This window comes from Nostoc sp. JL31 (assembly GCF_017114965.1).
Classification (GTDB): domain Bacteria; phylum Cyanobacteriota; class Cyanobacteriia; order Cyanobacteriales; family Nostocaceae; genus Nostoc; species Nostoc punctiforme_A.
The window spans coordinates 25089-37418 of sequence record NZ_JABXKO010000090.1 but is presented as its reverse complement, the minus strand read 5'-3'; the positions used below and the strand labels follow the sequence as shown (position 1 = coordinate 37418).

The 12330-nt window shown below is 43.1% G+C and carries 8 protein-coding genes; 4 read left to right on the top strand and 4 right to left on the bottom strand.

Annotated features, from left to right (window positions below; translation table 11 throughout):
- Window positions 1-222 (top strand): hypothetical protein (locus tag HWQ43_RS20950; protein WP_292737647.1); only part of this gene is annotated, 222 nt, incomplete at its 5' end.
- On the opposite strand, the gene HWQ43_RS20945 is transcribed toward HWQ43_RS20950, so the two are convergent.
- Window positions 223-1125, bottom strand: coding sequence for an ABC transporter permease (locus HWQ43_RS20945; protein WP_292737645.1), 903 nt, complete (start codon window positions 1123-1125; stop codon window positions 223-225).
- 501 nt (window positions 1126-1626) lie between these two features.
- Between HWQ43_RS20945 and HWQ43_RS20940 the strand changes: the two genes are divergently transcribed.
- The 3 genes from HWQ43_RS20940 (at window position 1627) to HWQ43_RS20930 (ending at window position 3175) form a co-directional block, all read left to right on the top strand.
- The gene (locus HWQ43_RS20940) at window positions 1627-1914 is read left to right on the top strand and encodes a Mo-dependent nitrogenase C-terminal domain-containing protein (protein ID WP_292737643.1); all 288 of its coding nucleotides are present in this window, start codon (window positions 1627-1629) and stop codon (window positions 1912-1914) included.
- A gap of 483 nt (window positions 1915-2397) precedes the next feature.
- Window positions 2398-2961 carry a peptide deformylase gene (def, locus tag HWQ43_RS20935; protein WP_292737641.1) on the top strand — a complete coding sequence of 188 codons (564 nt, stop codon included), beginning with the start codon at window positions 2398-2400 and terminating at the stop codon, window positions 2959-2961.
- Window positions 2962-2971: 10 nt separating this feature from the next.
- The gene (locus tag HWQ43_RS20930) at window positions 2972-3175 is read left to right on the top strand and encodes a hypothetical protein (RefSeq protein WP_094351396.1); all 204 of its coding nucleotides are present in this window, start codon (window positions 2972-2974) and stop codon (window positions 3173-3175) included.
- A 63-nt stretch (window positions 3176-3238) separates the two neighbouring features.
- Here the strand turns inward: HWQ43_RS20930 and HWQ43_RS20925 are convergent, their stop codons facing one another.
- From HWQ43_RS20925 to HWQ43_RS20915, 3 genes are all read right to left on the bottom strand, one after another.
- Complete coding sequence (locus HWQ43_RS20925) at window positions 3239-6766, bottom strand: NB-ARC domain-containing protein (protein WP_292737639.1); 3528 nt, start codon at window positions 6764-6766, stop codon at window positions 3239-3241.
- A gap of 198 nt (window positions 6767-6964) precedes the next feature.
- A complete protein-coding gene (locus HWQ43_RS20920) occupies window positions 6965-8311 on the bottom strand; it encodes an efflux RND transporter periplasmic adaptor subunit (RefSeq protein ID WP_292737637.1) in 1347 nt (448 codons plus the stop codon).
- A gap of 556 nt (window positions 8312-8867) precedes the next feature.
- Complete coding sequence (locus tag HWQ43_RS20915; RefSeq protein ID WP_292737635.1) at window positions 8868-12287, bottom strand: efflux RND transporter permease subunit; 3420 nt, start codon at window positions 12285-12287, stop codon at window positions 8868-8870.
- Between the last annotated feature and the right edge of the window lie 43 nt (window positions 12288-12330).

The following is a 12330-nucleotide window of genomic DNA, read 5'->3' as shown; positions in this document are numbered from 1 at the left end:
GTCGAAATTCCGAGTTCAGAGGTCGAAGTTCCGAGTTCAGAGGTCGAAGTTCCGAGTTCAGAGGTCGAAATTCCGAGTTCAGAGGTCGAAATTCCGAGTTCAGAGGTCGAAGTTCCGAGTTCAGAGGTCGAAGTTCCGAGTTCAGAGGTCGAAGTTCCAATGACAAAGGACAAAGGACTAATACTTCGACTACGCTCAGTACAAGTGACTAATGACCAATGACTATCCTTTAGCAAAACGTCGGACAGCAAATAAGCTCCCCATTAATCCTACACCTGCACCGAAACTCAAAAGAATCAGGGGCAATAATAAAATTTCTGCTGGAGTGAGTTGCACTCTGTTGGTGATGACTTGGATAAACTCAGGTTGATTGACTAGCAACTTACCGAGAAACTGTTGAATCACAGAAATGAAACTCCAAGCGATCGCACCACCAACCAAACCAAAGACAATTCCTTGTAAAATGAACGGGAGGTAAATCCAAACAGAAGTCGCTCCCACTAGTTGCATAATTTCAATTTCCTGGCGACGCGCCATGACAATCAGCCTAATTGTGGTGGTAGTCACTGCGATCGCTGTTAAAGTCAGAATAATGGTAATTGTTAAAGTAATCCAGTTCAGACCTCGGTGCAACTGGGCAATGCGTTTGACTGCTTCATCGACATACTGCACCGTCTCAACTCCTCGTAATTTAGCCAACTGTGTTGCTAAAGTCGGTACAACTTGAGAATTACGTGCTTTCACCTTCATCTCATCAACCAGAGGATTCTCACCCAGTTGCTGGGTAGCACCCTCAATATCAGAAATTCTCATTTCCTTAACTAACTTAGTCCAAGCTTGTTCTTTGGTAATGGTTTTTATCGCCGCCACCTCTGGCATTTTTGCGATTAGTGGCTCAATACTTTCGATTTGCGTATCTGGTTCCAGATAAACTGATACTTCTAGCTGGCTACCAAACTGATAAAGGAGTTTTTCAACTTGCCAAGAGGTTTGCAAACTCAAGCCGAATAAAAACAGTAACACTGTCACAGTACTGACAGCAGCCCAATTCATCCAACCTCCCCGCAGTAAACCGAGGAAAGTTTCTTTCAGCAGATAGTCAAGTTTCGTGAAAGATTTAAACACACACCACCTCAAAATTTGAACTTAACGCCAAAGCACTAAGTTCAGCTTTTGCCTCTTTGCGTCAATAACACCACTATTTATAGTCAATGGTGCAAAGTTTGCCAATACATCAGCTTTTATCTGTTGCTACTTCCTTCTTCTGTCCTCCTGCTGTCTCCACTATTTACCCAATTTTCATACCATTTGCCACAGATATACTCATACCAATTAAAAATTAAAAATTAAAAATTAAAAATTAAAAATTAAAAATTAAGAAAGCCAGACAGAACAAAGGTTTGGGAGTATGTATCTGTCCCATCCTTTTTTCAAATTGGTCTCACTATTGCCTCTAACAGATATTGATAATAATTGGCTAGCTTTTCTGGTTTCTCAGCAATTTTACTGTCCTTTAAACTTGACCTCAAAAAAGTGGGAAATAGTTTGGTATTTATACGATGTTTTTCTCTGGGGATCGTAGTAATTTGGTAGGGAGAAACAGATTTATTAAAGGAACGTTGAACCATGAACTTCTTGAATAAAGCCCATTTGGACAATAGCTTATTAAACCAAATCCGCTATCAGCTTGAGTCAGTAGAAATACATAATTCTAGTCTGGCCAGACTATTGTGCAAAATAATTCCTTCCAATTGCCCTTTTGAAAGAACTGTTAAAATTTTCGGTCTGACTCTGTTTCAGATTCCACCTCTGTGTAAATTAAATCCTCTTTATGAACAGATAGTTGGTCTTCGCTTTAAGTGTTTATTATATTTAGTCAATGAATGTGGTGAGGATGCCAGAAAATATTGCTAAAGATAGGTTCCCATCAAGAAATATTTTTACTAAGAAAAATTGTATAGAAATTCTTGTTGCAATCAGATGTGAATCAGAAATAGGCTGGTAAACGCCTGACAATCGATTTCACATTCGGCGAGGTTCAGAAGCTTTAAAAGTATTGTTTAATGATATCAGCCTCGATAAAATTATCACTCAAAGTATGCTGCAACGTGACTTCACAAGAATTATTTTGGAGATTGGTACTACGTCTAAGGGGATATTTAAAAAGTATTATTGCTAACAATACAACCTCGGAGACCTAACCCCATAGCAAACCTTTATGACAATAAAATAAGGGTTTCACAGCCTCTGACTCTTGGTGTCAGCCTGCCGTTCAGCAAGCAAAGAGAGGAATGGCATCTGGGTTTTTGTTATACTCCAGGACTTTTTAAACATCCTCTAACTGAGATTGATAGAATTAAAATAGTAAGAATTTTCACCATCTAGCCATCGAGACTCATGCCCTCTGAAATTGCTGTCGAGAAAAAAAAGTTAAAAAATCCACCTTTGGAACTTCATTATTTAGGCGATCGCGTGCTGCGTCAAGCTGCAAAGCGGATTTCTAAAGTTGATGACGAACTTCGCCAAATAGTGCGCGAAATGCTGCAAACTATGTACAGCAAAGATGGCATTGGTTTGGCTGCGCCCCAAGTGGGAATTCACAAACAATTAGTTGTCATCGACCTGGAACCAGAGAACGCAGCTAATCAGCCTTTGGTGTTGATTAACCCCACCATTAAACAAGTCAGCTGCGACCTCTCTGTTGCCCAAGAAGGATGCTTGAGTATTCCCAACGTATATTTAGACGTGAAGCGCCCCGAAGTCGTGGAAATTGCCTATAAAGACGAATATGGTCGTCCCCGGACATTAAAAGCTAATGACCTTCTAGGACGCTGCATTCAACACGAGATGGATCACCTTAACGGCGTGGTATTTGTAGACCGTGTAGAAAACTCCTTGACTTTAGCCCAGGAGCTATCTAAGAATGGCTTCTCGTATCAAGCGGTGAAACCAATAGTATAGGGGGGCAGTAGTGTATTTAACTCCAAAAAGCAGTTTATTTCTGGGTGGTTCTTGTGTAAGTGCGATCGCCGCCGTCGGTTCGATTTTTGAACTCGGTTACGGACAACCAGATTTTGGTTTCACAGCCACGGCAATTATCCTGGTATTAAGCATTCCACTCACAGGATTATTTTTCTTTGCCGCAGTTAAGGACGCAAGGGCTAACATGAAATAAGCATCAGGTACATAAAAAAGGTAAAAGGATGAAGGAAAAAGGCAAAATTCATTCTTTTACCTTTTATTTTTGCTCTCCATTTTCCACTGCCCCTAAAGCTTTGAGCGTTACTAACTGCGCTGCGGTTAATCCTGTAACCCCGGTGATATTCATTTTTTCATAGGGTCGTGGCGATCGCAGTGTTCTTACACACTCACCCGTCGATACATCCCAAAGCTTAATTGTCTCATCTTGGCTACCACTAATCAGGGTTTGCCCATCGGGACTAAAGGTAACTGACTTTACCCAATTAGCCCCCTGCAAAGTTTTCAGGCACTTGCCATTATAGACATCCCATAATTTTATCGTTTGGTCTTCACTGGCACTAGCTAAAGTCTGACCATCGGGACTAAAGGCAACTGACCAGATTCGATTAGTGTGTTCTTGCAAGGTTGTGAAGCACTTGCCCATGAAAACATCCCATAACTTCACGGTTTGGTCATCACTACCACTAGCTAAAGTCTGACCATCTGGGCTGAAAGTAACTGACCTAATCCGATTGCTATGTCCTTCCAAAATATGAAGACATTTGCCTGTATAAATATCCCATAACCTCACTCTTTGGTTTTCACTGCCACTAGCTAAAGTTTGACCATCGGGACTAAAGGCAACCGATCTTACCCAACTGGTATGCCCTTTCAAGGTTTGGAGACATTTGCCGGTGTAGATATCCCATAATTTCACTGTTTGATCGTCACTGCCGCTAGCTAAAATTTCACCATTAGGACTAAAAGCAACCGATCTAATTCGATTGGTATGTTCCTGCAATTTTTTCAGGCATTGCCCCGTGTGAACATTCCATAATTTAATTGTTTGCTTTTCACTGCCGCTAGCTAAAATTTGACCATCAGGACTGAAGGCAATTGACCGTACCCAACTGTTATGCCCCTCCAAAATTTTGAGAAACTTATCGTTACGGACATCCCATAATTTCACTGTTTGTTTTTCACTGCCGCTAGCTAAAATTTGACCATCGGGACTGAAAGCAACTGACCTTACCCGATTGCTATGCCCTTGCAAGGTTGTCAAGGACTTACCATCCTGGACATTCCATAACTTCACTGTTTGGTTTTCACTACCACTAGCTAAAGTTCGACCATCAGGACTGAAAGCAACTGACCTTACCCGATTGGTATGCCCCTGGAAGGTTTTCAGACATTTACCATCACGAATATCCCATAATTTCACGGTTTGGTCGTCACCAGCGCTAGCTAAAGTTTGACCATCGGGACTAAAGGCAACCGACCAGACGCGATTGGTATGTCCCTCCAAGGTTTTCAGAGATTTAGCATCACGAAGATCCCATAATTTCACCGTTTGGTCGTCACTGCCAGTAGCCAAAATTTCACCATCAGGACTAAAAGCAACTGACCTTACCCAACTGCTATGTCCCTGCAAAATTTTCAGGCATTTACCATCACGAACATCCCATAACTTCACTGTTTGCTTTTCACTGCAACTAGCTAAAGTTTGACCATCGGGACTGAAGGCAACTGACATAATTCGATTGGTATTTTCCTGCAAAGTTATCAGACATTTGCCGATGTGGACATTCCATAACTTTACTGTTTGGTCTTCACTGCCACTAGCTAAAGTTTGACCATCGGGACTAAAGGCAACTGACCTGACCCAATTGCTATGTCCCTGCAAGGTTTTCAGGCATTTACCATCATCAACATCCCATAACTTCACTGTTTGGTCATCACTGCCACTAGCTAAAGTTTGACCATCGGGACTGAAGGCAACTGATTTTACCCAACTGCTATGTCCAATACAGGTAAAAAGTAGCTTTCCATCGTCAACTTGCCACAAGTAAGTTTTGCCATCAGCATCACCCGTAGCCAAAAGTTTTCCATTCGGGCTAAATGCGACTGACGAAATACTAACTAATGTTTCTGCAAAAACGCATTTAGCTAAATCGGTATTGGCAAAATTTACCCGATGCAAATTCACACTTTGTAAATATGCTTGCCAAATGGTCAGATTTGAAAAGTCATAGCCGCTAAAATCAATTTGTAGTTGACAAAGAATATTTAACAGATTTCCACCTGCATATCCTGCTGTTTGGGGAGTTTGTCGCAGGTACAATAAAATTTGATATAGATGATGTTCAATATTTTTAGCATATCGAAAAATAGTTGATAACCTATCTATAATTGGTTTAATAATCAGGGTAATCTGAGTGTTTCTAATATAATCTTTGGTCGTCGCTTCCATTAAAGCATGGCTGATAAATAGTCTAATATTACGAGTGGTAATTTCATGACAAACTTGTTCAATAAGTTGGTCGGTTATGTATTCCATTACCACAGACTGGAGGGTGAAAAGTGCTTTTCTTTGTTCAATTAGCGATCGCCTCCGTAGAGATTCTAGCGCCTCCATCACTTCCCTTTTGGTCAAGGGACGCACAATATCATTGAGCAATTCGTCTAGAGAAACTAACTCGCGCTTGATTGCTAGCCAATAAATTATTTCTTTTTCGATCTCTGATAACCGCTCAAATTGCTGGTCTAGTAAATTGCGGGTGTCGCCAAAAATTATCTCTCCTTCAGCCAGAAAGGCAGCGATATCACCATCAAATAACTCTCGAATTGGCTCAGAAACTAGCTTTAATGCTAAAGGATTACCTGAATACTTCTCAACTAACTTGGCCCATTCCTGTGGTGAGCCAAATAATCCTTTATCTTGGAGAATTTCTTGCCCTTCAGTTTTTTCTAAACCGATTAACGATAATGTTCTGACTGGTGATGCTTCTCCCTCTAAAGGAGCAAATTCTTTTGGTTTTTCACGAGATGTCAGCAGCAAACAGCTTTGATGCGGTTCTTCCCCTACTCGACTAAGTAGTTGACCATAGTCTTCGTATTCTTGTCTATATTGTCCGGCGCGATCGCCTTCTTGTAAAATTGTCTCTGTATTATCAAATACCACAAGACAACGGCGCTCTCGTAAATAAGTAATCAGCAGTGTTACTCTACCATCTATGCTTTCTGGCAAATCTGTTTCTCTCTCATCAGATAAAAATCCGATCAGGTTCGCTAACATCTCGGCTACAGGTGGCGCATTGCGGAGACTTCGCCAAATCAAATACTCAAAGTTTTCCTGAACTTCCTTTGCCAGTTTCACCGATAAAGCAGTTTTGCCAATTCCGCCCATTCCCAATATTGCCACTAGTCGGCAATTATCCTTGATCAGCCACTGCTGTAGCTGAGACAATTCTGCTATGCGTCCCCGAAAAAAGCAGACGCCAGGTGCTTCACCCCAATCTTGGCGGTTTTGGGTAATGGATTTCTCATTCAGTAAAGATGCTTGATACTCAGATTCAATAACTTGCTGTAACTTAGTGAGCTTTCCTGGGCCGCTACCAATAACATTAAATTTCTTGTAAACTTCACTTAATCTTTTGCGTACTGCCTCGGCACTGATTGCCAGTTTTTTAGCGATCGCATTTGGCGATTGTCCCTCAACAGCATGTAAAAAAACCTCTATCTCGCTGCTAGACAAGCACCGTTTTTCGGCAAAAGCCAAAAGAACGTTTTCGGGAATCACACTCATACTCACACAAAGACACATTACAAACCAATGTTATCTCACATAGTGAGATAACATTACTGCCAACCCAATATCCCCTCAATATTTCGGGGTAGACATTTGCTGCTCTGGGAATGCTTTCTTGGGCTTTATCGTTCTTTTTCTGATGAGGTGCGCGATCGCACGGATGAGTTTAGTCTACCTCACTTAGATACATTGAGTCTACTTTGTTGGTGCAACTGGCTGCACGCGCAAACCCTCTGTCTCATCAACCGTAGGAGTGGCAATGAGCGATTCATTTCCTGTCAGACCTGATGTAATTTCTATTTCAGTACCATAATCTCGCCCAACGGCAACTTTTTGATAATGCACTGTGTGATCTTTGGTTACAGTTGCTACCTGCGTACCTCCGGCATTAACGACTAAAACACTATCTGGCACAACAAAGGGAGGATTGGTGCGGTTAATGGCAAATTTGACATTGGCATACATCCCAGGTCGCAGCGTCGTGTCTGAATTGTGTACTTCTAACTGTGTCAGTAAAGTACGAGTAGTTGGATCTATAGCGTTGCTAGTACGCACTACTTTACCCGTAAACACTCGTTGGGGTAACTCTCTAACTGTAATTTGTGCTGTTTGTCCAGTTTGAAGTGACTGTGATAAACTCTGTGGAACACTCACATTTACTTTTAGATTGTCATAAGCAGCAATAGTATAAAGGCTGCTATTGCTAGTGTTAGTGTTGCTGGTACTGGTGTTGCCATTACCTGCTGAAATTAAAACACCTGTATTGACGTTACGTGCAGTAATCACTCCTGCAAAAGGAGCAGTGACTTTCTTATAAGACTGCAATACGGTATTACGCTGGAAGTTTGCTTGACTTGCGTAGGCGTTAGCTTGTGCTGCATTGATGTTGGCAGAGTCAGAATTAATAGTGTTTTGTGCTGCCTCAACGCTGGCAAGATTAGCTTGATATGTGGCATATTTTGTATCTGCATCTTGTTGAGGTACTGCACCTTGTTTGACAAGAACTTGCCAGCGCTCCCAACTCTGACGCGCTATCAAGAGATTAGCGCGGGCTTGTTTCAAATCAGAAATACTTTTAGCTAAATTAGCACGAGTTTGAGATACATTAGCTTGGGCTTGCACTAACTCTGCCTTTGCTTGCAGAACTTGCTGATCCGTGTCTGGTGAATCAATCTCCGCCAACAACTGACCAGCTCGGACGCGATCGCCAATATCTGCGTACCACCGCCGTAAATAGCCAGTACTGCGAGCGTATATGGTCGTTTGATTCTGGGCTACAACACTGCCAGGTAGTTCCACTTTGGTAGCACCAGTAGCGCGACGGGGAGTGATCACGTTCACTGAGGCTAGGGTGCTTGCTTCCTTGACCGCTGCTTGTAATTCTGACTTTTGGCCCAATCGGGGTAGAATGCCTATGGCCAGTAAGCTACCAAAAAAAACAGCACCAATTACAGCCCAACCAATACCACCGATGCCGCGCCTGTGTTTTCTAGAAGTCGTTTGTTGTTCAGAATCAGGAGATGGACGATGCTGAGAATCCATAGGTAAACTGTCCTGTATTATCTTAATTTGCAGAAATCTAGCAGCTAGAGTCATTACCATTATTAGACTTCTTGCAGAAGTGCCATTCAGGTAAGGGGTAAAAGGGAAAGCAGCTCAGAAAAAACCTTTTTCCTTTAACCTTTTCCCTTTCCCCTACGGTGTACACACAAGTTTTTGACCTGCACCTTTGTTGCATTGACTTGCACCTTTGTTGCATTGACCTGCAAAAATTAATCTTCCCTACGTTACGTAGTAACTTTAACGTGAGTTCGACAGACCTCTCCCTCCCCTCTCCTTGTAGGAGCTACGGTATACACACAAGTCTGAAATAGCTGATTAACCAGGGTTTTACCCCACCCTAACCCTCCCCTTGGAAAGGGGAGGGAACTAGATTCCTGTTTCCCCCCTTTCCAAGGGGGGATTAAGGGGGGTAATTCGACTTGTGTGTACACCGTAGCCTTGTGGAGAGGGGCTGAGGGAGAGATCAAAATAGCACTTGTCGAACTCACGCTAACTTTAAAAGATTTATGTGTACACCGTAGCTCCTAAAATATGTCTATGACTTGCCTTCAGATGATGACAACGAATAGGCTGTCTTGGAATCTGAGAAATTTAAATCGTCATTATCCTCATCAATAGGACGAGGTTGTTGACGCCGCATAATGCTGTATACAACAGGTACAAAGATCAGGGTCGCGACTGTTGCAGCTGACAAACCGCCAATTACGGCGCGACCCAAAGGTGCATTCTGCTCACCACCTTCACCAAGACCGAGAGACATTGGCACCATCCCGATCAGCATGGCTAAGGCAGTCATCAATACCGGACGCAACCTTGTATAGCCTGCCGCGAGAGCTGCTTTATAGGCATTTTCCCCTTCTACACGTTGCTCGTTAGCAAAAGTAATCATTAAAATACTGTTTGATGTCGCTACACCGATACTCATAATTGCACCCATTAACGAAGGGACGCTTAGGGTGGTGCGGGTGACAAACAGCATCCAAATGATCCCTGATAAGGCACTTGGCAGCGCCATCATAATAATCAGGGGATCGAGCCAAGATTGGAAGTTCACTACCATTAAGCAGTAAACCAACACAATTGCAAACACAAGTCCGAAACCAAGTCCTAAAAAGGAAGAGTTCATCGTTTGCACTTGCCCGCGAATATTAATCTGACTTCCCTTAGGCAATTTTTTCTGATAATCAGCGATGATTCGATTGACATCGCCGGCAACTCCCCCCAGATCGCGACCGGAGGAGTTAGCGTAGATATCGAAAACTGGCTGAATGTTGTAGTGATTTACAACTTGCATCACTGTGTCGCGTTTGACACTAGCCAAATTACCCAAAAGTTGCGGTGCAGTTTGACCGTTGCCAACTGGCGTATTTTTCAGGCTATCAATAGAGTCAAGTTTATATTGAGGAACTTGTACAGCCAGGGTGTAACTCACGCCTTTTTTGGGATCGAGCCATTGGTTGATTGCAGCTTGACCGCTTGAACTTAAGGAAGTGAGGACGCTATTGGCAACATCACGCTGGGTCATACCCAATTGTTGAGCCTCAGTGCGATCGACATCAAGACGTAATTTGGGAGCATCGACAACTTGCTGGAGATGTACATCTACAGCCCCAGGAATGCGCGTCATCCGCGCGGCGATTTGTTGGGCAATTTCAAAGTTGCCTTTTGAATTTTTCAGAGGGCCAGATATTTGCACATCAACAGCAGCAGGCAAACCGAAATTGAGAATTTGAGTCACAATATCAGCCGGCTCAAAAAAGAAAGTGTAGTTGGGAAATGTCGCTTTCAATTTCTGGCGGAGTTCCTTGACGTAAGAAAAAGTTGCACCAGATTCTTTTAGGGACACAAGAATATCAGCATCAGCCTGTCCAATTGTCGCGCCGTTGTAGCCATAAGTAAGGTTAATGCCACTGGTGGGTAAGCCGATGTTATCTAGAATCAAAGCGAGATTCTCTTTGGGTACAGTTTGGCGGATAACGCCTTCAACTTGGCTGACAATTTTTTCTGTCTCTTCCAAACGAGTACCAGGTAAGGCTCGAACATGGAGGCTAAATTGACCACCATCGACTTCCGGGAAAAAGTCTTGACCGACAAACGGCAACAAAACTCCGGCACTGACGATAAAAGCACCAAATAGCACAAAGACTATGCGGCGGTGATTTAATGCTGAGGTCAAGACACCATAGTACCAACTGCGAAATTTATCAAATTGTCGGTTAAATTTTTCGTGTAACCGCCATATCCAATCTTTCTTCACAGGTTCGGCAGTTGTCGTTGCTGCCTCTTCTGTTTGGTGGTTATCGCTATGACCATTATTGTTTTGGACTGGCGAATGGGTGTGGCGATCGCGATTATCATGGATTTCGACTAGCGAATGGCTGTGGCGATCGTCGCTACCATTATTGTTTTGAACTGGCGAATCTAGATGATGGTTGTTGTTACCATTATGCTCCTCGCTTTCTCTATGCCAGTCTACTTCGGATGGTAGGAGATAGCTTGCCATTGTCGGTACTACAGTCCGAGATAGCACATAAGAAGCAAGCATTCCAAATACTACCGCCATCGCTAGGGGGACAAATAGGTACTTTGCCACTCCACTGAGAAACACGACCGGCACAAAGACAATACAAATACATAATGTTGCTACAAGTGCTGGAGTGGCGATTTGCTGCGCTCCATCTAAGATTGCTCGCTTGATGGGTTTACCTTGTCCGAGATTTCGGTGGATATTTTCAATTTCTACTGTGGCATCATCTACCAGAATACCTACAGCTAAGGACAAACCACCTAAGGTCATGATGTTGAAAGTTTGTCCCAAACGACTCATGACAATAATTGAAACTAGCATCGAGAGAGGAATCGATACGGCTACAATTACGGTGCTGCGCCAACTTCCCAGGAAAATCAAAATCATCAGCGCGGTGAGACAGGCTGCAATCAATCCTTCTTTGAGAACGCCTTGAATAGAAGCTTTCACAAATATAGATTGATCGAACAAAAACGCTAAATTCAGTTCTGGGGGCAAGGTGGATTGGATGCGAGGTAAAGTTTTTTTGACTCGCTCGATCACATCAATGGTTGAGGCATTGCCACTCTTCAGGATACTAAGTAAGCTCGATCGCCTGCCATTCTGACGTACAATGTTCGATTGCACACCAAAGCCATCTCTTACCTGCGCGACATCACGAATGGAAATGACAGTACCATTAACTTGCTTAATCGGTAAGTCGTTGAGGGCTTCCACCACACTTGGACTATTATTGATTTGTACGGCGAAGTCGCGATCGCCTATTTTCATATCCCCTGCTGGCAAAACCAGGTTTTGGGCACTGACAGCATTAGTCACATCTTGAGCAGAAATACCATTAGCCAACATCGCTTGGGGATCGATATCAACCATAATTTGCCGAGGTTTACCACCATAGGGCAGAGGTACACTCGCTCCTTGCACTGTTGCTAATTGGGTGCGGACGAAGTTGGTAGCATAGTCGAAGAGTGCTTCTTCCGGCAAGGTTTTGCTACTGACACTCATCTGGATAATCGGCACAGAAGAAGCGTTGTATTGAATGATGAATGGCGGTGTAATTCCAGGTGGCAAAGGGCGGAGAATTGTTTGGCTGACGGAGGTAATTTGAGCGACTGCTGAGGCGATATTAGCGTTGGGTTGGAAAAAAACCTTGACAACACTAACACCACTCAAAGATTGAGACTCAATGTGTTCGATGTCACCAACAGTTGTTGTCATAGCGCGTTCGCTAATGGTGACGATTCGCTGTGCCATTTCCTCAGATGTGGTACCAGTGTAAGTCCAAACTACGCTGACAACCGGAATGTTAATTGCCGGAAAAATGTCAACTGGTGTACCAAATATCGTGACTGCACCCAGGATCGCAATCATCAAAGCGGCGATCGCGAATGTATACGGAAGACGTAAAGCAATTTTGACGATCCACATAGTTAGTTAGGATACTTCAAAAGTTTTTGGTGTTATGGCTGTT